Origin of the sequence: Pseudomonas laurylsulfatiphila (assembly GCF_002934665.1) — a bacterium.
GTDB lineage: Bacteria > Pseudomonadota > Gammaproteobacteria > Pseudomonadales > Pseudomonadaceae > Aquipseudomonas > Aquipseudomonas laurylsulfatiphila.
Genome location: NZ_NIRS01000006.1, coordinates 61,229 through 81,585 on the forward strand (window position 1 = coordinate 61,229; position 20,357 = coordinate 81,585).

The 20,357-nt window shown below is 60.1% G+C and carries 22 protein-coding genes; 11 read left to right on the forward strand and 11 right to left on the reverse strand.

The genetic code is table 11. The annotated features are described in order from the left end of the window. The first annotated feature begins 23 nt into the window (after positions 1–23). The gene (locus CD175_RS22430) at positions 24–965 is read left to right on the forward strand and encodes a LysR family transcriptional regulator (protein WP_007972445.1); all 942 of its coding nucleotides are present in this window, start codon (positions 24–26) and stop codon (positions 963–965) included. Positions 966–1,048: 83 nt separating this feature from the next. Here the strand turns inward: CD175_RS22430 and CD175_RS22435 are convergent, their stop codons facing one another. The 3 genes from CD175_RS22435 to cysK all read right to left on the reverse strand — a co-directional run bounded on the left by CD175_RS22435 (position 1,049) and on the right by cysK (position 4,511). Continuing rightward, positions 1,049–1,912: a DMT family transporter gene (locus CD175_RS22435; protein WP_104450491.1), complete on the reverse strand. Its 864-nt coding sequence runs from the start codon at positions 1,910–1,912 to the stop codon at positions 1,049–1,051. Between the two features lie 465 nt (positions 1,913–2,377). Next, positions 2,378–3,316: an aspartyl/asparaginyl beta-hydroxylase domain-containing protein gene (locus CD175_RS22440; protein WP_104450492.1), complete on the reverse strand. Its 939-nt coding sequence runs from the start codon at positions 3,314–3,316 to the stop codon at positions 2,378–2,380. Between the two features lie 220 nt (positions 3,317–3,536). After that, positions 3,537–4,511: a cysteine synthase A gene (gene cysK / locus CD175_RS22445; RefSeq protein WP_104450493.1), complete on the reverse strand. Its 975-nt coding sequence runs from the start codon at positions 4,509–4,511 to the stop codon at positions 3,537–3,539. A gap of 129 nt (positions 4,512–4,640) precedes the next feature. Between cysK and CD175_RS22450 the strand changes: the two genes are divergently transcribed. From CD175_RS22450 to CD175_RS22460, 3 genes are all read left to right on the forward strand, one after another. Then, a complete protein-coding gene (locus CD175_RS22450) occupies positions 4,641–5,717 on the forward strand; it encodes a DUF748 domain-containing protein (RefSeq protein WP_104450494.1) in 1,077 nt (358 codons plus the stop codon). A gap of 148 nt (positions 5,718–5,865) precedes the next feature. Then, positions 5,866–6,711, forward strand: a complete 846-nt coding sequence (locus tag CD175_RS22455; protein ID WP_007972431.1) for an AAA family ATPase — start codon at positions 5,866–5,868, stop codon at positions 6,709–6,711. A gap of 12 nt (positions 6,712–6,723) precedes the next feature. After that, positions 6,724–7,902, forward strand: coding sequence for a vWA domain-containing protein (locus CD175_RS22460; RefSeq protein WP_104450495.1), 1,179 nt, complete (start codon positions 6,724–6,726; stop codon positions 7,900–7,902). Between the two features lie 84 nt (positions 7,903–7,986). Here CD175_RS22460 and CD175_RS22465 read toward each other — a convergent pair whose 3' ends face one another. The 4 genes from CD175_RS22465 to CD175_RS22480 form a co-directional block, all read right to left on the reverse strand. After that, positions 7,987–8,910, reverse strand: a complete 924-nt coding sequence (locus CD175_RS22465) for a 5-oxoprolinase subunit C family protein (RefSeq protein WP_104450496.1) — start codon at positions 8,908–8,910, stop codon at positions 7,987–7,989. Next, positions 8,907–9,611 (reverse strand): 5-oxoprolinase subunit B family protein, encoded by a 705-nt coding sequence (locus CD175_RS22470; RefSeq protein ID WP_104450497.1) that lies wholly within the window; start codon positions 9,609–9,611, stop codon positions 8,907–8,909. Before CD175_RS22470 ends, CD175_RS22465 begins: the two co-directional genes overlap by 4 nt. Further along, positions 9,608–10,360, reverse strand: coding sequence for a 5-oxoprolinase subunit PxpA (locus CD175_RS22475; RefSeq protein WP_104450498.1), 753 nt, complete (start codon positions 10,358–10,360; stop codon positions 9,608–9,610). The genes CD175_RS22470 and CD175_RS22475 overlap by 4 nt, the downstream gene beginning before the upstream one ends. Before the next feature lie 73 nt (positions 10,361–10,433). Further along, positions 10,434–11,720 (reverse strand): MFS transporter, encoded by a 1,287-nt coding sequence (locus CD175_RS22480; RefSeq protein ID WP_104450499.1) that lies wholly within the window; start codon positions 11,718–11,720, stop codon positions 10,434–10,436. Between the two features lie 146 nt (positions 11,721–11,866). On the opposite strand from CD175_RS22480, the gene CD175_RS22485 reads away from it, so the two are divergent. Next, complete coding sequence (locus tag CD175_RS22485) at positions 11,867–12,781, forward strand: LysR family transcriptional regulator (RefSeq protein WP_104450500.1); 915 nt, start codon at positions 11,867–11,869, stop codon at positions 12,779–12,781. Positions 12,782–12,874: 93 nt separating this feature from the next. Here the strand turns inward: CD175_RS22485 and CD175_RS22490 are convergent, their stop codons facing one another. Genes CD175_RS22490 through CD175_RS22500 form a run of 3 tightly spaced genes read right to left on the reverse strand, consistent with a single transcriptional unit; the run spans position 12,875 to position 14,735 of the window. After that, positions 12,875–13,417, reverse strand: coding sequence for a DUF2937 family protein (locus CD175_RS22490; RefSeq protein WP_104450501.1), 543 nt, complete (start codon positions 13,415–13,417; stop codon positions 12,875–12,877). Between the two features lie 11 nt (positions 13,418–13,428). After that, a complete protein-coding gene (locus tag CD175_RS22495; RefSeq protein ID WP_104450502.1) occupies positions 13,429–14,205 on the reverse strand; it encodes a class II glutamine amidotransferase in 777 nt (258 codons plus the stop codon). Positions 14,206–14,237: 32 nt separating this feature from the next. After that, entirely contained in the window at positions 14,238–14,735 is a 498-nt protein-coding gene (locus tag CD175_RS22500; RefSeq protein ID WP_104450503.1) for an MFS transporter, read from the reverse strand. A gap of 203 nt (positions 14,736–14,938) precedes the next feature. Between CD175_RS22500 and CD175_RS22510 the strand changes: the two genes are divergently transcribed. Then, positions 14,939–16,993 (forward strand): S9 family peptidase, encoded by a 2,055-nt coding sequence (locus CD175_RS22510; RefSeq protein ID WP_104450504.1) that lies wholly within the window; start codon positions 14,939–14,941, stop codon positions 16,991–16,993. 209 nt (positions 16,994–17,202) lie between these two features. After that, positions 17,203–17,670: a cyclic nucleotide-binding domain-containing protein gene (locus CD175_RS22515; protein WP_104450505.1), complete on the forward strand. Its 468-nt coding sequence runs from the start codon at positions 17,203–17,205 to the stop codon at positions 17,668–17,670. Positions 17,671–17,672: 2 nt separating this feature from the next. Here the strand turns inward: CD175_RS22515 and CD175_RS22520 are convergent, their stop codons facing one another. After that, positions 17,673–17,963: a hypothetical protein gene (locus CD175_RS22520; protein WP_104450506.1), complete on the reverse strand. Its 291-nt coding sequence runs from the start codon at positions 17,961–17,963 to the stop codon at positions 17,673–17,675. A 95-nt stretch (positions 17,964–18,058) separates the two neighbouring features. Here CD175_RS22520 and CD175_RS22525 point away from each other — a divergent pair, with 95 nt between their 5' ends. The 4 genes from CD175_RS22525 to CD175_RS22540 all read left to right on the forward strand — a co-directional run bounded on the left by CD175_RS22525 (position 18,059) and on the right by CD175_RS22540 (position 20,294). Further along, entirely contained in the window at positions 18,059–18,745 is a 687-nt protein-coding gene (locus CD175_RS22525) for a spermidine synthase (RefSeq protein WP_104450507.1), read from the forward strand. 50 nt (positions 18,746–18,795) lie between these two features. Next, positions 18,796–19,167, forward strand: coding sequence for a YajD family HNH nuclease (locus tag CD175_RS22530; RefSeq protein WP_053156205.1), 372 nt, complete (start codon positions 18,796–18,798; stop codon positions 19,165–19,167). Positions 19,168–19,365: 198 nt separating this feature from the next. Further along, positions 19,366–19,836 carry an RNA methyltransferase gene (locus CD175_RS22535; protein ID WP_007993783.1) on the forward strand — a complete coding sequence of 157 codons (471 nt, stop codon included), beginning with the start codon at positions 19,366–19,368 and terminating at the stop codon, positions 19,834–19,836. Positions 19,837–19,916: 80 nt separating this feature from the next. After that, the gene (locus tag CD175_RS22540) at positions 19,917–20,294 is read left to right on the forward strand and encodes a YgaP family membrane protein (protein WP_007972408.1); all 378 of its coding nucleotides are present in this window, start codon (positions 19,917–19,919) and stop codon (positions 20,292–20,294) included. Positions 20,295–20,357: the final 63 nt, after the last annotated feature.

Below are 20,357 nucleotides of genomic sequence, written 5' to 3' on the forward strand. Positions count from 1 at the left end.
GGACTTTTTTGCGAGCACGGCCCATGACCCGAATTCCTGCTGCCAACGTAATCCACAGCCGACTGCGTCTGCGCCAATTGCGGCTGATGCTGGCGTTGCAGGAATTCGGTTCGTTGCGCCGCGCCGCCGATCACATCGGCATGACCCAGCCGGCCGCGACCAAAATGCTGCATGAGGCCGAGGACCTGTTGGGCGTCGAGCTGTTCGAACGCCTGCCCAGGGGCATGCGCTCTACCCCGTTCGGGGAAACGGTCATTTATTACGCACGCATGGTGTTCGCCGAACTCAGCGGCATGCGTGAAGAGTTGGTCGCCCTCGAGTCCGGCAACCTTGGCCGGGTCGCGGTCGGGGCCATTCCGGCACTGGCTTCAGGGCTGCTGACGCGCACCATCGCCACCTTGAAACAAAGCCATCCACGCTTGTCGATGAGCATCCAGGTCGACACCAGCGACGTGCTGGTGCAGGCGCTGTTGCAAGATCAGCTGGATATCGTGTTGGGGCGGATTCCCGCCGGTGCCCGGGCAGAGGAGTTGCTGTTCGACAGCCTTGGCGAGGAAGCGCTGTGCGTGATTTCCGGCGCACAGAATCCACTGGCCAAAGCCACGCAGTTGAGCTGGGCCGAACTGCAGAACATGACCTGGGTACTGCAACAGCAGCCCAGCCCGATGCGCGCGATCATCAATCAGGTGTTCCACAATGCGCGGGTCGACATCCCGAGCAGCATCGTCGAAACCACGTCGATCATGACCTTGCTGTCGTTGATTCAGCAGACCGACATGCTCGGCGTCACGCCGGTGTCGGTGGTCGAGGACTATCCCGGTCGGGATCTGCTGGCGGTGTTGCCGATCAAGTTCGAGGCGCGGCTGCCACCGTACGGGTTGATCACCCGGCGTCATCGCATTCAATCGTCGGCGATGCAGGCGTTCATGAATTCGGTGCGGGCCGAGCATGCGCTGAGCAAATGACAGGCAAGGCAAGGGCAAAAGATCGCAGCCTGCGGCAGCTCCTACAGGTGTACGGCTGCGATCTTTTGATTTTCTTGCCCCGCCTACGTTGTTTTACGGAACACAAACACCAACCCGATGATGATCAACAGCATGCCGAACAGGCTCAACAGCGCCAGGCGATTGCCGAAGACCAGATAGTCCATCACCGCCGTCACCGCCGGCACCAGGTAAAACAGACTGGTGACGTTCACCAGGTTGCCCCGGGCGATCAAGCGGTACAGCAATAGCGTCGCCAGCACCGACACCACCAGCCCCATCCATAGCACCGGCAGGATGAAACCGCTGCTGTGCTCGAAGTGAAACGGCTGGAAAGGGACGAAAATCCCGCACAACAGCAGTCCGGCGAGGTACTGCACCGGCAGCGTGCCGAGAGGGTTTTCAGTGATGCGTTTCTGCATGATCGAACCGAACGTCATGCTCACCAGTGCCAGCAGACCGAAAAGCATTCCGGCCAGCGACATCCCGGCCAGGCCGATGCCCTGATAGACCACCATGATCAAACCGGTCAGCCCCAGGACCAGACCGAACATCCGGCTCCAGGAACGCTGACGCTCCATCAGCACCACCGTGAGGATCGGCTGCACGCCCATGATGGTCGCCATCACCCCGGGGGTGACTTTCAGGTCCAGGGCCAGCAGATAGAAAATCTGATAGGCCCCCAACAACACCACGCCGGTGGCCATCGCATACAGCATCGGCTTGCCGCCCTTGGGCAACTTCAGCTTGAACAACGGCACCAGCAACACCAGCCCGCATAGCGCAATGACGAAACGAAACATCAGGAAGGCGAAGGGTGACGCGTGGGCCAGCCCCCATTTGGAGAAGATCGCCCCGCTGCTCCACAGCAGAACGAACAGGCTCGTGGACGCCGCCGCGAGCGCGGATTTTTTCGAAAGGACAAACATGAATACCACCTGTAGTCAGGCAAAGAGCCAACTCAGCAAAAGCTGAAATCCAGTAGTTTTTTCAGGCGGGCGCGGGAACAGCAGAAGACAGCTGATCAGCCCGAAATGCCAACGCCTGGCGGTGATACGACTGCGCACACCGGCGTGCTACTGACAGGTGGGGGGTAATGACTGATCTGCCCGGGCTGCTGATTCCCGCACGGCACGACGCCAGCGTTGACCGCTGAATCGACTACCGCGTTGAGGAGGGATGCAGGCATTGGGCTGATCTTTGCTCGAGGGATAAGAAAGTGAGTCCGAAACTCACCGTGCGCCGACTATAACCAGCGTTCGATATGGATTGCAACGACTTGGTCAAAAGGCCAGTAACGACAGTCGGCACAGTGTCAGTATCTGAAGGGGGTACCCAGTATTTCTCGAAAAAAACCGCTCACAACGAGCGGTTTTTTTATTCCGTATCCGGCTTCAACCAAACAACCAATACCCCAACAACGTAAGCACCACCACCGCCAGCACCGGACGCAGTACACGGTAAGCCTTGGGATTGCGCCGCTTCCATTGCTTGACCACACCACTGAATCTATCGCTGGAGTTCTTGCTCCACGCGTAGGCCCTGTTGATCCCGCCCACACGCTCGTCATCCAGGTTCTGAGGGGCGGTGGCGCGCCCCAGCCAGGCGCTGATACTGCGATTGATGCGGGTCATGAAGCGATTGCTCAACGGACGTTCGATATCGCAGAACAGGATGACCCGGGTCTTTTCCGTTTCATTCTTGACCCAGTGCACGTAGGTCTCGTCGAACATCACGTCTTCACCATCGCGCCAGGCGTAAACCTGACCGTCGACAAAGATGCGGCAATCATCGGAATTGGGGGTGGACAGCCCCAGGTGATAACGCAGGGAGCCGCCAAACGGGTCGCGATGCGGGTTGAGGTGGCTGCCGCCCGGCAGCAGCGCAAACATCGCGCCCTTGACGTTGGGAATGCTGCTGACCAATGCCACGGTTCTCGGGCACCAGAGTTCGGCAGAAGGCAGCGGTTTGTCATACCACTTGAGATAGAAACGCTTCCAGCCCTTCTTGAAGAACGAGCCAAAACCGGCGTCGTTGTTCTTTGCCGCCGCACGAATATACCCCTCGTCGAACAAGTGCATCGCTTCGTCGCGGATCACCTCCCAGTTGTCCTTGAGCACGTCCAGTTCGGGAAACTTGCTGCGATCCAGATACGGCTTGGAAGGCACACCGGAAAACAGGTACATCAAGGCGTTATAGGGTGCGAACAGTGCCGAATGGTTAACGAACTGACGTAAAACCGGCAGACGCGCCTTGCCGCGCAAGTGCACATAGAGGGTGCTGCCAAGAAACAGCAACAACAGCGAGGCTTTCGCGGCAAACGAAAAGGTCATCAACAACTCCTTTGAAGATAAGCGACTTTGCACCAGGTCCATTGCCCGACGAGGCTTGCGGCATGATAAACACTGCCGATCCGGTAAAAAACCTGCACTTTTCAACATTCAACGTTAACAAATGTGCAACAAAGCATTTCTTAACATGAGGCACCTGAACGGCGGCTGATGCGAATCCCTCATCAACCGCCGCCAGTCACGATCCGCCCCTGTTCAGCACTTACTGCTGATTCTCCTGTTCGGTAAACAGGTCACTGAACAGCATGCTCGACAGATAACGTTCACCGGAGTCCGGCAGGATCACGACGATGGTCTTGCCCTGCATTTCCGGGGTCTCCGCCAATCTTACGGCCACGGCCATGGCTGCGCCGCAGGAGATCCCGCACAAGATTCCTTCTTCCTGCATCAAGCGCAAGGCCATGGTCTTGGACTCTTCGTCACTGACCAGTTCTACCCGGTCGACCATCGACAAATCGAGGTTCTTCGGCACAAAACCGGCACCAATGCCCTGGATCTTGTGCGGGCTCGGTTTGATTTCTTCACCGGCCAGGGCCTGGGTAATCACCGGCGACACCGCCGGCTCCACCGCCACCGAGAGAATCGGTTTGCCCTGGGTATTCTTGATATACCGTGAAACACCGGTGATGGTTCCACCGGTTCCGACGCCTGCCACCAGCACGTCGACGGCGCCGTCGGTATCGTTCCAGATTTCCGGGCCGGTGGTTTTTTCGTGGATGGCCGGGTTGGCCGGGTTGTCGAATTGCGCCGGCATGAAGTACTTCGACGGGTCGCCGGCAACAATTTCACCGGCTTTTTCGATAGCGCCCTTCATGCCCTTGGCCGGTTCGGTCAACACCAGCTCGGCACCCAGTGCCTTGAGCACCTTGCGCCGTTCAATACTCATGGACGCCGGCATGGTCAGCATCAGTTTGTAGCCACGGGCGGCGGCCACGAATGCCAGGCCGATACCGGTATTGCCGGAGGTGGGTTCGACGATGGTCATGCCCGGCTTGAGTTTGCCGCTGCTCTCGGCATCCCAGATCATGTTCGCGCCGATCCGGCACTTGACCGAGTAACCGGGGTTGCGCCCTTCGATCTTGGCCAGAATGGTCACACCACGCGGCGCAATGCGATTGATCTGCACCAGCGGCGTGTTGCCGATGGAGTGGGCGTTGTCAGCGAAAATGCGGCTCATGGCTGGGTCCTTAACGACAGCATTGAAATAGGGCATCAAGGTAAGCCTCTTGCCCGCAGGCGTCCAGTCGGGTCGAACGTCCGCCTATCAGTGCAGTCAATGGTTTTAGATCGCCAGAGATTTGCCACCATGAAACGTCGATACAGTTGGCCCCTGTGGACCCTCATCGGCCTCGTTGTACTGCTGATAACGCTGCACATCGCCTTGCCCTATCTGGTGCGCGATTACCTTAATGAGAGGCTGGCGGACATGGGCGACTACCGGGGCCAGATCACCGACGTGGACCTGGCCTTGTGGCGCGGGGCCTACAAGATCAACGGACTGAAAATCGTCAAGGTCGATGGCAAGGTTCCGGTGCCTTTCGTCAACGCGCCATTGATCGACCTCTCGGTGAGTTGGCACTCACTGTGGCACGACCACGCGGTGGTGGCCAAAGTGCAGTTCATCACGCCCGAGGTCAACTTCGTCGACGGCGGGGCCAACAAGCGAAATTCCCAGACCGGCCAGGGCACCGACTGGCGTGCCCAATTAGGCAAGCTGCTGCCCATTACCCTGAACGAAGTGCGGATCAACGACGGCAAGATCAGTTTTCGCAACTTCAACTCCAAACCACCGGTGAACATGAACGCCACAAAGGTGGATGCCAGTATTTTCAACCTGACCAACGTGGTCGACACCAAAGGCAAACGCGACGCACGTTTTGAAGGTAAAGCCTTGCTGCTGGGGCACGCACCACTGGAAACTTCGGCCACTTTCGATCCCTTGAGCAACTTCGAAGACTTCGAGTTTCGCTTGCGCGCCACGGATATTGAACTCAAGCGCCTGAACGACTTCGCCGCGGCCTACGGCAAGTTCGACTTCAATGCCGGCCATGGCGACGTGGTGATCGAAGCCCAGGCCAACAAGGGCCGACTGACCGGCTATATCAAGCCGCTGATGCGCGATGTTGACGTGTTCAACTGGCAGCAGGACGTGGAAAACAAGGACAAAGGGCTGTTCCGCTCGGTATGGGAAGCCCTCGTCGGTGGAACCGAGACAGTCCTGAAAAACCAGGGCAAAAACCAGTTTGCGACACGGGTCGAACTCAAGGGCAATGTGCACCAGCAAGATGTCAGCGCATTCCAGGCTTTTTTACAGATTTTACGCAATGGTTTCATCCAGGCGTTCAATGCACGGTATGAACGGCCCAAGCCGGATGCCGGCTAAGTCACTAAGTGACGCTCCATTCAGAGACTGAATAAGCCGTCTGCGTTCACAGTCGACCGGGCAGCGCGTTATAGTCGGGGCTGACCCTTTTATTGCGCCCCCCCGCCCTGCCTCGTTCAGGTCGGCGTTACCGTTCGAGGATTAGCAGATGAAGTTCGAAGGCACCCAGGCCTACGTCGCCACCGATGACCTGAAGCTGGCGGTCAACGCCGCCATCACCCTGGAGCGGCCGTTGCTGGTCAAGGGCGAACCGGGCACCGGCAAGACCATGCTCGCCGAGCAACTGGCCGAATCCTTTGGCGCCAAGCTGATCACCTGGCACATCAAATCCACCACCAAGGCTCACCAGGGCCTGTACGAGTACGACGCGGTCAGCCGCCTGCGCGACTCGCAACTGGGCAACGAGAAAGTCCACGACGTTCGTAACTACCTGAAAAAGGGCAAGCTCTGGGAAGCCTTCGAATCCGACGAGCGGGTGATCCTGCTGATCGACGAAATCGACAAGGCCGACATCGAATTCCCCAACGACCTGCTGCAAGAACTCGACAAGATGGAGTTCTACGTTTACGAGATCGACGAGACCATCAAGGCGAAAAAGCGTCCGATCATCATCATTACCTCCAACAACGAAAAGGAACTGCCGGACGCCTTCCTGCGCCGCTGCTTCTTCCACTACATCGCGTTCCCCGACCGCACCACCCTGCAAAAAATCGTCGACGTGCACTACCCGGACATCAAGAAAGACCTGGTCAGCGAAGCCCTGGACGTGTTCTTCGACGTGCGCAAGGTGCCAGGCCTGAAGAAGAAGCCTTCGACCTCCGAGCTGGTGGACTGGCTGAAGCTGCTGATGGCCGACAACATCGGCGAAGCGGTGCTGCGCGAACGCGATCCGACCAAGGCCATCCCGCCGCTCGCCGGCGCCTTGGTGAAGAACGAACAGGACGTGCAATTGCTTGAGCGTCTGGCGTTCATGAGCCGTCGCGGCACCCGCTAAGAGGCTGATGCCATGCTGCTCAACCTGTTCAATGAAATGCGCGCAGCCAAGGTTCCAGTCTCGGTGCGTGAACTGCTGGACCTGATCAACGCGCTGAAACAGCGCGTGACCTTCGCCGACATGGACGAGTTCTACTACCTGTCCCGGGCGATCCTGGTGAAGGACGAAAAGCATTTCGACAAGTTCGACCGGGCGTTCGGTGCCTACTTCAATGGCCTGGAAAAGCTCGACGACCATCTTCAGGCACTGATCCCCGAAGACTGGCTGCGCAAGGAATTCGAACGCTCGCTGACCGACGAAGAACGGGCGGCGATCCAGTCCCTTGGCGGCCTGGACAAACTGATCGAAGAGTTCAAGAAACGCCTCGAGGAACAGAAGGAACGTCACGCCGGCGGTAATAAATGGATCGGTACCGGCGGCACCAGCCCGTTCGGTTCCGGCGGTTTCAACCCGGAAGGCATTCGGGTCGGCGATGCCGGCAAGCGCCAGGGCAAGGCGGCCAAGGTCTGGGACCAGCGCGAATACAAAAACCTCGACGATTCGGTGGAATTGGGCACGCGCAACATCAAGGTCGCCCTGCGCCGCCTGCGCAAGTTCGCCCGTCAGGGCGCGGCGGAAGAGCTGGACATCGACGGCACCATCGACCACACCGCCAAGGATGCCGGCCTGCTGAACATCCAGTTGCGGCCGGAGCGGCGCAACACCGTCAAGCTGTTGCTGCTGTTCGACATCGGCGGCTCGATGGACGCCCATGTGAAGATTTGCGAGGAATTGTTCTCGGCCTGCAAGACCGAGTTCAAGCACCTGGAGTATTTCTACTTCCACAACTTCATTTATGAATCGGTGTGGAAGAACAACATGCGCCGCACCTCCGAGCGCACTTCGACCATGGACCTGCTGCACAAGTACGGCGCCGACTACAAAGTGATCTTCATCGGCGACGCCGCCATGGCGCCCTATGAAATCACCCAGCCGGGCGGCAGTGTCGAGCACTGGAACGAAGAAGCCGGTTACGTGTGGATGCAGCGGTTCAAGGAAAAGTACAAGAAGCTTATCTGGATCAACCCGTATCCGAAGGACACCTGGAGCTATACCTCGTCGACCAATATTGTGCGGGATTTGATCGAGGACCAGATGTATCCGCTGACCCTTCGTGGGCTGGAAGAAGGGATGCGGTTTTTGTCCAAATAAAGCTAAAAGATCGCAGCCTTCGGCAGCTCCTACAGAGTACGCATATCCCTGTAGGAGCTGCCGCAGGCTGCGATCTTTTGATCTTCAAACTTTAAAGCGCTGCAAATACTCGATCTGTTCCCGATGCGCGACTTCTTGCACAACGGGCTTGAGTCGAACCGCCATCCCCGGCAAGCACTGCGCCAGCCGCGCCAGCGCCAACGGCGTCAACGCCCCCAGACGCGGATATCCACCAATGGTCTGCCGATCATTGAGCAACACAATCGGCTGCCCGTCGGGCGGCACCTGCACGGCACCCAACGGAATGCCCTCGGAAATCATCGGCTTGCCCTGGTACTGCAATGCCGTACCGAGCAGGCGAATACCCATCCGGTCGGCACGGCTGTCGAGGTGCCATACGCTGTTGAATGCGTCGAACAGGCTCTGCCCGCTGAACTCGCCGATCTGTGCTCCGAGGACCAGGTCCAACGGCGCATCAAGGTTCAGGTCCGGTCGTTGGTCTGCGGTCAATTCGCGCAGCAACATCACCGGGTTGCCCGAATAGCTCAAGCCATCCCCTTTCCCCAGCGCACAGCCCATGCCGTCCAGGCCGCCGAGTTCCTCCCGGACCACCGTCGCGCTACTGCCCAGCACTTTTGGCGCATCAAACCCACCCGGCGCCGCCAGATAAGCCCGGGCTCCGAGCAACGGCTGAGTGAATTGCAAACGCTGGCCTTTGTGCAGCCTGAAACTGCGCCACGGGGTCAAAGCCTCGCCGTCCACCCGCGCGCCAAGATCCGCTCCGGCCAAGGCCAGCACGCAGTCTTCTTCAGCCACCACGGTGAATCCGCCGAGGGTGATTTCGATCACCGGCGCATCCAGTCCGTTGCCCAATAGCCAGTTGGCCCAGGACATCGAACGCCAATCGGCCGCTCCGCCCTGGGTCACGCCCAGATGCCGCACACCGAATCGACCAGCATCCTGCAACAGGCACAGCGGCGTACTCGCTTCAATCATCAGACGGCTCATGCCTGGGCCTCCAGAGGCGTATCGTCACCCCCCAGGTTAATGAACTCGGCATGGCCGACCGCTTCGAACCGTACGGTGTCACCGGGCTGCATCAGGCTGTAGCCGTCACGGTTGCGGTCGAACAACCTGGCCGGCGTGCGGCCGATCAGGTTCCAGCCGCCCGGCGACACCACCGGGTAAGCCGCCGTTTGCCGCTCGGCGATGCCGACACTGCCGGCCGCGACTTTCTTGCGTGGTGTGTTCAGACGCGGCGCAGCGAGCGCTTCCTCCACCAGCCCCATGAAGGCGAAGCCCGGTGCAAAACCCAGGGCGAACACCTGATATTCACGCCCACTGTGGCGACGGATCACCTCCTCCACCGCCAATCCGCTGCGCTGCGACAACAACGTCAATTCCGGTCCGACACTCAAGTCGTACCACACCGGCAACACATGACAGGTACCGCGCGTGCGCACATTGGGCGACAGATCGATCAGTGCCTGGGCGATCAGTTCCCGTGCCTGGCTCGGGCTCAATGCCGTCAGGTCGTAATGCACCATCAATGTGGTGTAGGACGGCACCAGATCGATCAGGTGCCCGGCAAATGCCATGTGCAGACTTTCACTGGCAGCGAGCATCCACGGCATGTTGCTTTCGGCAATTTCATCGAACAGGCGCACCATCAGGCAATCCAGCGCCACCACTTCCACCCGCAGCTTCATGACGCACTCTGCCGGTTCAAGGCTTCACGGATGCGTTGCACGGCAGCGACCGAACTGGCGTTATCGCCGTGCACGCAGAGGGTGTTGGCCCGCAAATGCAGGGCGCTGCCGTCACTGGCGGTGAGCTGATCGCCACGGGCAATGGTCAGCGCCTGCTCGATGATTTTTTCCGGGTCGTGATGCACCGCGCCCGGCAGTTGTCGCGAGACCAGCCTGCCGGCACTGTCGTAGGCACGATCGGCAAAAGCCTCGAACCACAGCGTCACGCCGTATTCATCGCCCATTTGTTGGGCAGCGCTGTTGTCGCGGGTCGCCATCAGCATCAATGGCAGAGTGCGGTCGTAGGACGCCACCGCTTGCAAAACGGCACGCAACTGCGCCGGGTTAGCCATCATGTCGTTGTACATCGCGCCATGGGGTTTGACGTAACTGACCCGGCCGCCCTGGGCCCGGCAGATGCCGTCGAGGGCGCCGATCTGGTAATGCAGGATGTCTTGCAGCTCCTGGGTGGCATAGGCCATGGAGCGGCGGCCGAAGCCCACCAGATCCTGATAGGCCGGATGCGCGCCGATTTGCACACCGTGGCTGAGGGCCAGGCTGACGGTCTTGCGCATGATGCTCGGGTCGCCGGCGTGAAAACCGCAGGCGACGTTGGCGCAATCGATGAAGGGCATGATTTCGGCGTCCAGACCCATGGTCCAGCTGCCGAAACTCTCGCCGATGTCGCAGTTCAATAGCAGGCGGCTCACACTGAACACTCCTGTAGGCTTTATTCTTATCAGCTGCGGGACATATCTATAGGACAGTCCCGCAGGTTATCAGTTACTGGGCGTCGAGTTGCTTGCCACGGGTTTCCGGCAGGCTCAGGGCCGCGAGAATCACCACACCGTAGGAAACCGCCGCGAAGGCACCGATGCCCACGCTCAGTGGTACGGTCTGGCTGAGCAGGCCGATCAGCAGCGGGAACAACGCCGCCAGCGCACGGCCGATGTTGTAGCAAAAACCCTGGCCCGAACCGCGAATGCGCGTGGGGAACAATTCGGTCAGGAATGCGCCCATGCCACTGAAAATCCCCGAGGCGAAGAAGCCCAGCGGAAAGCCCAGCCACAGCATCACGCCGTTGCTGACCGGCATTTGCGTGTACAGCAGGACAATGGTGAACGAGCCGACGGCGAACAGGATGAAGTTCTTCTTGCGTCCGAGGATGTCGGTCAAATAGGCGCTGATGACATAACCCACGTAGGAACCGACGATCACCATCGCCAGATAACCGCTGGTATTGAGTACGCTCAAACCGCGTTCGTTTTTCAGGAAAGTCGGTAGCCAGGACGTGATGGCGTAGTAGCCGCCCAATGCGCCGGTGGTCAGCAACGAAGCGCGAATCGTGGTGAACAGCATGCCGGGGGCGAAGATCTCATAGAACTTCGACGGGTTGCTCGGCTCCTGCCGGGCTTTGGCTTGACGATAGATTTCCGGGTCCTTGACCAGACGGCGGACAAAAATCACAAAAATCGCCGGCACGATGCCAAGGATGAACAGGGCGCGCCAGGCGTCTTCCGGTGGCAATACCGAGAACAGCAGCGCATACAGAATCGCCGTCAGCCCCCAACCCAGCGCCCAGCCGGATTGCACCATGCCCACAGCCTTGCCGCGGTCCTGGGCACGAATGACTTCGCCGATCAGCACAGCGCCGGCCGTCCACTCGCCGCCGAAACCGAAGCCCATCAGGGTCCGTGCAATCAGCAATTGCTCGTAGCTCTGGGCAAAGCCGCAGAGGAAGGTGAAGAAGGCAAACCACAACACGGTCAGTTGCAGGGTGCGCACACGACCGATGCGGTCGGAGAGAATCCCTGCGACCCAGCCACCGATGGCCGAAGCGATCAGGGTGCTGGTGTGAATCAGCCCGGCCTGGCCGGTGGTGATGCCCCACATGGCAATCAGGGTCGGCACGACGAAGCTGAGCATCTGGGTGTCCATGCCGTCCAGGCCATAGCCGATCTTGCAGCTCCAGAAGGTGCGGCGTTCCTGCTGATTGATGTTGCGATACCAGTCGAAAGGTCCCGGGCGAGCCGTGGCTTTCGCGATGACGGGGGTGTCGGGCGCACTCATGGCAAATCTCCGCGCTGATTTTATTGGTATTGTTCTGAGCCCCGACGACGCCTATCGTGGGAACCGGATGCGCCGATTTTTGGACGCGCGCCCCGGCTGCGTCCAACTAATAAAAACCCGCCTTAGACATAAGAAATCTTTATCCCATGAACCTGAAGTTTCTCGAGACCTTTGTCTGGGTCGCCCGACTCAAGAGTTTTCGCCTGACCGCCGACAAGCTCTTCACCACTCAGGCTTCGATTTCCAGCCGGATTGCGGTGCTTGAAGGTGAGCTTGGGGTGAAGCTGTTTCTGCGTGATTCGCGCGGCGTGAGCCTGACGCCGGAGGGCCTCAAAGTGCTCGATTACGCCGAGCAGATGCTGGACACCATGCAGGCACTCAAGCAGTCGATCGAGACCCGTTCGAGCAAGGCCGGACGTGTGCGCATCGGCGTGATGGACACGGTGATCCATACCTGGCTCAGCCCGTTGGTGGCGCAGATGACCGATCACTACCCGCTGGTGGAAATCGAGTTGGTGGCCGATACCTCGCTCAACCTCTGCGATCAGCTGCAAAAAGGCTTTCTCGATGTGATCCTGCAAACCGACCTGCTGCGCCAGGAAAGCGTGCGCAGCCTGGAACTGGCCAGCCACCCCATGGGCTGGATCGTCGCCAGCAATTCCATTTACAACCGTGAGTACTCGGGCATCGCTGACCTGGCGGGCGAACGGATCATCACCTATTCGAAAAACTCCCATCCGCACCAGGAAGTGCTGGCCCTGATGCAGGCCAATGGCGTGATGGCGCCGCGACTGAACTGCGTGAACTCGGTGTCGGCGATTACCCGGCTGCTGCGCGACGGATTTGGCATTGGCGCGTTGCCGCCGGTGCTGGTGGCCGAGGAACTGGCACGGGGGGAGTTGACCCTGCTGGACATCGATCAGCGACCACCCGACTTGCAGGTGGTGGTGTCGTGGCGGGTGGGTGTGGAGTGGGTCGAGGAGATTGTGGCGTTGTGTCAGCAGGTGCTGGAGGGGTATGCGCAGAAGGTGGGAGAGCGCTACATCGTCCTGAATCGCTAAAGTCCCCTGTAGGAGCTGGCTTGCCAGCGAAGGCGTCTGCCTGACGCACCGCGCCGCCTGGTTCGCTGGCAAGCCAGCTCCTACAAAGACATCTTACAACCCGCGCAAATCCCGCTCTTCGATCGGCCGGCTCTGGCGCAGACGCTTGCCGCCCAGCACCACCCAGTCGATCAGACGGAACAGGCACTCGATCCCGAACGACAGTAGCAACGCGCCGCTCATGCCCCAGACTATCGCTTCGGGTGTCAACAGGATCTGGTAGCTGTAGCCGTTCCAGGTTTCCTTGCGGATGTCCGGATCGGCGGCCAGTACCACTTGCAGGAAGCGGATGTACCACGGCCCCTGCATCGCCTGGAACTGTTTATCCAGCGCCAATTGACGGGTCAGCAGGTTGCTCAGGCTGTCGGCGTCGCTACGGAAGATCGGGTCCTCGCTGGCGCGGTAATGCGCGACCAGCGCCTGCATGTCGCCCTTGAAGAACTGATTGGCGGTGTTCTGGAAGCCGCTCAACCCGGCTTGCGCCTCGATCAGATGAGCTTCGACCCGTTTGGTGTAATCGTTGATGAACCCCGGCACCTGGACACCGATCAACAGGCCCGCCGCAAACAACACCAGCCGTAGATAACTGAGCAACATGCAAGGAGTCCTTATTCGGTCGTGCCCTGGCTGACGCATTCGCCGCGTCGCCACAAGCTCCATTGACCCGGTTCGTAACGGGTCCAGGTTTCGTTTTCGGTCAAGGGTTCGGTGGCGATGACGGTGACCACATCGTCAGGGGTGGTTTCGGCCTGAAAGTCGACGATCACGTCGACATCTTTCAGGCGCGCCGGGCCAAAGGGGGCGCGGCGGGTGATCTGCGCCAACTTGGTCGAGCAATAGCAGAACAGCCAGTCACCGTCGCTGAGCAGGCAGTTGAACACGCCTTTGCTGCGGTACTCGGCGCAAGCGGCCACCAGATCCGGCAGTAACGTTTCGACCTCGACCGGTTCGGGGAACGCCGCACGCACACGGTTGAGCAAATCGCAGAATGCCGCTTCGCTGTCGGTATCGCCCACGGGGCGGTAGAAACTGGCCGTTGGCTGAAAATCCGCCAACTGGCCGTTATGGGCGAAACACCAGTTGCGCCCCCACAGCTCGCGGACGAACGGATGGGTGTTGGACAGGCAGACCTTGCCGACGTTGGCCTGGCGGATGTGCCCGATCACCACTTCGCTCTTGATCGGATAGCGCTGCACCAGGTTGGCGACTTCCGACTCGCAGCTGGCCGCCGGGTCCTGGAACAGCCGCAGCCCACGGCCTTCATAGAAGGCAATGCCCCAGCCGTCGCGATGCGGGCCGGTGCGGCCGCCGCGCTGCATCAGCCCGGTAAAGCTGAACACGATATCGGTCGGGACATTGGCGCTCATGCCCAATAACTCACACATGTTCGGACGCTCGCTCTATCGCAGGGGCAAGATTACAGACGGGGTTCGACTCGCATCCGCTGAGGATTGCTCGGCACGGGCGGACGACCGTAACGATCATCGCCGGCACCGCCAAACGGTTGATCATCCTCAGGCTCTTCGGCGCGGACGGCGGCTTTGGTGGCAGCCTCACGCTCCTTGCGGGCGTTGGCGGCGCGCTCGATGGGGAAACGGATCGCCACCAGCACCAGATAGAGGCCGAATGCGATCATGCCGTACATGAACAGATCGGAAATCGCCCGCCAGGCGTTGTTGCCGACCTTGAACAGCAGGTCGAGCGCGGTAATGGCGACGGCCGGTGCGACTTTATCCTTGACCGGGTCGATGATGGTCGGGCTGAACAGCAGCACGACCATCAGCAGCCGCAGCGGCTCACGCAGCCAACGCCACATCCAGCGGGTCAAGCGCATCCACACCAACAGGCAGCCCAAAGCGGCGAAGGCGTAGAGGCCCCAAGCGATCAGATAGTCGTTCTCGGTCATGGTGTCCATGGCAAGGCAGGCAAAGAGGCGCTTATGATAACGGCTTTTCGTCCGACAGGCTGCATCAACACATAGAACCCTGTAGGAGCGAGCTTGCTCGCGATGGCGGACTGACAGTCAACACTGCTGTTGAATGAACCGGCCGCATCGCGAGCAAGCTCGCTCCCACAGGTTATTCACCCCCAATTCCGTACACTGCTCGAGAGTCCTTCATGCCCCTATCCGCCAACATTCACGACGCTCCGATTGCCCACAAGGCTGATGGCTCCGATCCGTATGCCTGGCTGCAAGAGCGCGACACCGATGCAGTGCTCGACTATCTGAAAGCTGAAAACAGCTATCAGGAGGCGCAAACCGCCGACCAGGCCGGGCTGCGCGAGACCCTGTTCGAGGAGATCAAGGGGCGGATTCTCGAGACCGACCTGTCCCTGCCCTCGCCCTGGGGACCGTATCTGTACTACACCCGCACCACCGCAGGCGATGAGTATGCCCGGCACTACCGCTGCCCCCGTCCGGCCGATGACAGCCTGACCCTCGACGAAAGCCGCGAACAACTGCTGCTGGACCCCAACGAACTGGCCAACGGCGGCTTCTTTTCCCTGGGTGCGTTCAGCATCAGCCCGGACCATCAGCGCCTGGCCTACAGCATCGACTCCAGTGGCGACGAGATTTACACGCTGTTCGTGAAGGAATTGTCCGACGGCCGCGTCAGCGAGCTGGAATTCCAGGACTGTGACGGCAGCATGACCTGGGCCAACGACAGCCTGACGCTGTTCTTTGGCGAGCTGGACGACACCCATCGCCCACACAAGCTGTATCGCTATCGACTGGACGGTACGGCGGCCGAAGAAGTGTTCCATGAGCCGGACGGTCGCTTCTTCATGCATTGCTACCGTTCAAGCTCCGAGCAGCAACTGCTGCTGTCCGTGGGCAGCAAGACCACCAGCGAAGTCTGGGTCCTCGATGCCTCCCGGCCCCAGCAGGCATTTACCTGCCTGGCGCCACGGGTTGAGGATCATGAATACGACGTGGATCACGGCGCACTCGACGGGCAATGGACCTGGTTCATCCGCACCAACCGCGACGGCATCAATTTCGCCTTGTACACGGCCGTCGATACCGGCGCCGCGCCCACCGAAGCCGACTGGCAGAACCTGATCCCCCATAGCGACACGGTGATGATCGACGGCATCAGCCTGAACACCGGGGCCATGACCCTCAGCCTGCGGCTTGGCGGCTTGCCGGTCATTGAAGTTCACCCACAAGGCCTGGCGCCTTATCGTGTGCAACTGCCGGATGCGGCCTACAGCCTGCACGTGCAAAACAGCCTGGAGTTCGAAAGCGAGCGGATTCGCCTGCGCTACGAAGCATTGAACCGTCCGGCGCAAATCCGCCAACTGGAGCTCGCGACCGGCGAACAGAAAGTCCTCAAGCAAACCCCGGTGCTCGGCCCGTTCGACGCCGACGCCTACATCAGCCAGCGCCTGTGGGCCACTGCGCCGGACGGCACGCAAGTGCCCATCAGCCTGGTGATCAAACGCACAGACCTCGGTAAACCGGTGCCGCTGTACCTCTACGGTTATGGCGCCTATGGCGAAAGCCTCGACCCATGGTTTTCCCATGCGCGCCTGAGCCTGCTGGATCGCGGCATGGCGTTTGCCATTGCCCACGTGCGGGGTGGCGGCGAACTGGGAGAAGCCTGGTATCGCGCCGGCAAGCAGGAGCACAAGCACAACACCTTCAGCGACTTTATCGCCTGCGCCGAACACCTTATTGCCCAAGGCTTCACCACTGCACCGCAGTTGGCGATCAGCGGCGGCAGCGCCGGCGGCTTGCTGATCGGCGCAGTGCTCAATCAACGGCCGCAGCTGTTTGGCGCCGCCATCGCCGAAGTGCCGTTCGTCGACGTACTCAACACCATGCTCGACCCCGATCTGCCATTGACCGTGACGGAATACGACGAGTGGGGCAACCCTGAAGAGCCGGACGTTTATGATCGGATCAAGGCCTACGCCCCGTACGAAAACGTCACCGCGCAAGCTTATCCCGCGACCCTGGTGATCGCCGGCTACAACGACAGCCGCGTGCAGTACTGGGAAGCGGCCAAGTGGGTGGCGAAATTGCGCGCGACCAAGACCGACAGCAATCCGCTACTGCTCAAGACTGAACTCGGTGCCGGGCATGGCGGGATGAGCGGTCGGTATCAGGGATTGCGTGACGTAGCTCTCGAATATGCATTTTTGTTCAAGGTGTTGGCCATTGCCTGAGGAACTTGGGCCGAGGCACCGGTCTTAATTCCGCACGCCGGATGCCGATACAACCCGTATCCCTGTGGGAGCGAGCTTGCTCGCGATGACGTCTGCACAATCAACCAACCTCACCGTTGACTGTGAAACCGCAATCGCGAGCAAGCTCGCTCCTACAAAGGCCATTCAATACCCGAAAAAACAGACACAACAATAAAGACCGTGACGACATGTCTGAATCAACCTTTCTGAACAACGAAATTCGCGACTGGCTGATGGATTGCGGCCTGTTCAATCAACTGTTGCCGGCGGACTTCGCCGCGGCCTCGGGCTACTTCAGTATCAGCACCATTGCCCAGGGCGAGGAGATCTTCCAGGAGGGCGATGCCGGCAGCTTCATGTGCATCATCCATACCGGTCAGGTGGCGGTGCAGAAAACCACCGCTGACGGGCAACGAGTCACCATCGCCACGTTGCGCAGCGGCCGCTCGTTCGGGGAAATGGCCGTGCTCGACGGCGAACGGCGCTCGGCCAGTTGCGTGGCCGCGAGCAACTGCCAGTTGCTCAACCTGGGCAAGGACTCGCTGGAAAAGATGCTCAACGATGCACCGAAAATCGCCGCCAAGATCATCCGTGCCCTCGCCGTCTCCCTGTCCAAACGCCTGCGCATGGCCGACGGTCAATTGCTTTCGCAGTAGGTCTAGCCACCCGGTGATTTGACTTTCGGCGGGTTCGGTTCGATTCCCGGCACGGGCTGATCCTTGGTTGGCGGGCTGGGCATTTCAATCGGCACCAACGGCGGCCCGCTACTGCCGGGGCCGACTTTCGGCAACGGCGCCGGGCTGATTTGCGGGTAAGGCGTTGGCGTGGCGGTGCCGGGCGAACCGGGTATCGGCGCGGGGCTGACGGGAATCGTTTGCAACTGTTGGGCCTGCGCTGCAGTTATCGAGAGCGCGGCCAGGGCAATGACCGTTAGAATGGTGCGCTTCATCAATGGCTCCGTTGGCCTTGTCGTCATGAACAGGCTACTCCCAACTGCGTCTGTTTGCCCTCCCGAGTTCTGCCAATTTTCTTCAAGTGAGCCCCATGAAACGTTTCGTTCTGCTGGACACCACCCCCATTCCTGAAAACGGCGGTGCCCTGTGCCTGTTCGAATATGGCGAGGATTTCGTCATCAAGATCCAGGGTGGCGACGGCGGACAATTGATGAACACGCGCATGCACGGCTCCGAAGATGCCCTGGCCGAGATCCCCTGCCGCAAGGTCGCTGGTCGACCGAATTCACGGGTGCTGATCGGCGGCCTTGGCATGGGATTCACCCTCGCCTCGGCGCTCAAGCACCTGGGCAAGACCGCCGAAGTGGTGGTCGCCGAGCTGGTCCCCGGCGTAGTTGAGTGGAACCGTGGACCGCTGGGCGAAAAGGCCGGCAACCCGCTGCTCGACCCGCGCACGGTGATTCGCATGGAAGACGTGGCCAAGGTCCTGCAAGCCGAACCCCAGGGCTTCGATGCCATCATGCTCGATGTCGACAACGGCCCCGAAGGCCTGACCCAGAAGGCCAACAGCTGGCTGTACTCCTCCGCCGGCCTGAACGCCTGCGCCAGGGCCATGCGCCCCAAAGGCGTGCTGGCGGTCTGGTCGGCCAGCGCTGATCGGCAGTTTTCCGACAAACTGAAGAAAGCCGGCTTCAAGGCCGAGGAAGTACAGGTCTTCGCCCACGGCAACAAGGGCACCCGCCACACCATCTGGATTGCCGAGAAGCTCAAGGGCTAGGCTAAACTTCACCCTATAACCGTCATTAGTCATTCTACAAAGGTGAACCCATGAGTTCGTCCACCCCGACCAACACTTCGAAGCTGGATCGCATCCTCGCCGACAACCAGCGCGACAAGGAAATGGGCTACCGCGACAAGGCCCTGAAGATGTACCCGCACGTCTGTGGCCGCTGCGCCCGCGAATTCTCCGGCAAGCGCCTGAGCGAACTGACCGTGCACCACCGCGACCACAACCACGACAACAACCCGCAGGACGGCTCGAACTGGGAGCTGTTGTGCCTGTACTGCCACGATAACGAACACTCACGCTATACCGACCAGCAGTATTTCGGTGAAGGCTCGCTGAGCACGCCGAAAATCGCCAAGGCCACGCATAACCCGTTTGCGGCGTTGGCGGGTCTCATGAAAAAAGAAGAATGAAGTACTTCGGTACCTGAACCGGCCCCTTCGCGAGCAGGCTCGCTCCCACATCGTTCTGCGTCCGTCTGGACACCTCGGTCAACTGTGGGAGCGAGCCTGCTCGCGAAAGCAATCGCTCAGACACCACAAGTCTTGAATCTGCCCGCCCTCCCCCAATCCCCGTATAATCGCGCTTTTTTCCCGAAAGGCACCCCGCTCGTGGCAGACAAACGGTACAGCTGCATTGGTTTGTATAACCCCAAGTCACCGGAGAACGTCGGTTCGGTGATGCGCGCCGCTGGCTGTTATGGCGTGGCGTCGGTGTTCTACACCGGCAAGCGCTATGAACGCGCCGCCGACTTCGTCACCGATACCAAGCGCGTGCACTACGACATCCCGCTGATCGGCATCGATGACCTGAAGAAAATCCTGCCGCTCAATTGTGTGCCCGTCGCCGTGGAACTGGTTGAGGGTGCCCGCCCTCTGCCGGAATACACCCACCCGGATCGCGCGCTCTACATCTTCGGCCCGGAAGACGGCTCGCTGGATAAGGAGATTCGCGACTGGTGCGAAGACGTGGTCTACATTCCGACCACCGGTTGCATGAACCTGGCCGCCACGGTCAACGTCGTGCTCTACGACCGCATGTCCAAGGGGCTCAATACCCGCTCCGGGCCAAAATTCCGCTGAATCGCCGCACATCCGATTGAACGAGCTGCCCGCCCCGGCGGTCAGCTGGACTATCGACCACTGAAGCCTGGAGACAGACCATGAGCGAACTCAAACGCGTCGAGCGTATCGAATCCACCCCCTTCCAGAGCCCTTCCGAGCAAAACGTGCAGGGCTGGGAACGCATCGGCTCCCTGGCCGGCGGCGTGGTGATGGTGGGCAAGGGCCTGCGTCGTGGCGGGATCTTCGGCCTGATCCAGGTGGCCATCGGCGGGGTAGCCCTGGCGCGCGGCATTACCGGCCACAGTTCGGCGAAAAGCCTGCTGGAGAAAAGCCGTCAGGACATGGACAACGTGCGGGCGAAAATCCAGCGCGCCGGTGAGGAACTGAGCCAGTTGAAGGCCAATGCCGAGGCGGCGACCAAAACTGCAACCGTGACGGGTAATGATTCGTTGAAGTCGCCGAAAGCCGGGGTTTGATCCAAAGGTTTAGGGGAGGCTACTCACCTCATCGCTGGCAAGCCAGCTCCTACATTTGATCTG

Coding starts and splice junctions, on each gene's coding strand:
- CD175_RS22435 (WP_104450491.1), bottom strand. CDS start 1,912: ATGTTTGTCCTTTCGAAAAAATCCGCGCTCGCGGCGGCGTCCACGAGC.
- CD175_RS22525 (WP_104450507.1), top strand. CDS start 18,059: ATGAAACGTTTCGTTCTGCTGGACACCACCCCCATTCCTGAAAACGGC.
- CD175_RS22465 (WP_104450496.1), bottom strand. CDS start 8,910: ATGAGCCGTCTGATGATTGAAGCGAGTACGCCGCTGTGCCTGTTGCAG.
- CD175_RS22430 (WP_007972445.1), top strand. CDS start 24: ATGACCCGAATTCCTGCTGCCAACGTAATCCACAGCCGACTGCGTCTG.
- CD175_RS22530 (WP_053156205.1), top strand. CDS start 18,796: ATGAGTTCGTCCACCCCGACCAACACTTCGAAGCTGGATCGCATCCTC.
- CD175_RS22520 (WP_104450506.1), bottom strand. CDS start 17,963: ATGAAGCGCACCATTCTAACGGTCATTGCCCTGGCCGCGCTCTCGATA.
- CD175_RS22480 (WP_104450499.1), bottom strand. CDS start 11,720: ATGAGTGCGCCCGACACCCCCGTCATCGCGAAAGCCACGGCTCGCCCG.
- cysK (WP_104450493.1), bottom strand. CDS start 4,511: ATGAGCCGCATTTTCGCTGACAACGCCCACTCCATCGGCAACACGCCG.
- CD175_RS22450 (WP_104450494.1), top strand. CDS start 4,641: ATGAAACGTCGATACAGTTGGCCCCTGTGGACCCTCATCGGCCTCGTT.
- CD175_RS22495 (WP_104450502.1), bottom strand. CDS start 14,205: ATGTGTGAGTTATTGGGCATGAGCGCCAATGTCCCGACCGATATCGTG.
- CD175_RS22500 (WP_104450503.1), bottom strand. CDS start 14,735: ATGGACACCATGACCGAGAACGACTATCTGATCGCTTGGGGCCTCTAC.
- CD175_RS22510 (WP_104450504.1), top strand. CDS start 14,939: ATGCCCCTATCCGCCAACATTCACGACGCTCCGATTGCCCACAAGGCT.
- CD175_RS22540 (WP_007972408.1), top strand. CDS start 19,917: ATGAGCGAACTCAAACGCGTCGAGCGTATCGAATCCACCCCCTTCCAG.
- CD175_RS22490 (WP_104450501.1), bottom strand. CDS start 13,417: ATGTTGCTCAGTTATCTACGGCTGGTGTTGTTTGCGGCGGGCCTGTTG.
- CD175_RS22460 (WP_104450495.1), top strand. CDS start 6,724: ATGCTGCTCAACCTGTTCAATGAAATGCGCGCAGCCAAGGTTCCAGTC.
- CD175_RS22515 (WP_104450505.1), top strand. CDS start 17,203: ATGTCTGAATCAACCTTTCTGAACAACGAAATTCGCGACTGGCTGATG.
- CD175_RS22485 (WP_104450500.1), top strand. CDS start 11,867: ATGAACCTGAAGTTTCTCGAGACCTTTGTCTGGGTCGCCCGACTCAAG.
- CD175_RS22470 (WP_104450497.1), bottom strand. CDS start 9,611: ATGAAGCTGCGGGTGGAAGTGGTGGCGCTGGATTGCCTGATGGTGCGC.
- CD175_RS22440 (WP_104450492.1), bottom strand. CDS start 3,316: ATGACCTTTTCGTTTGCCGCGAAAGCCTCGCTGTTGTTGCTGTTTCTT.
- CD175_RS22455 (WP_007972431.1), top strand. CDS start 5,866: ATGAAGTTCGAAGGCACCCAGGCCTACGTCGCCACCGATGACCTGAAG.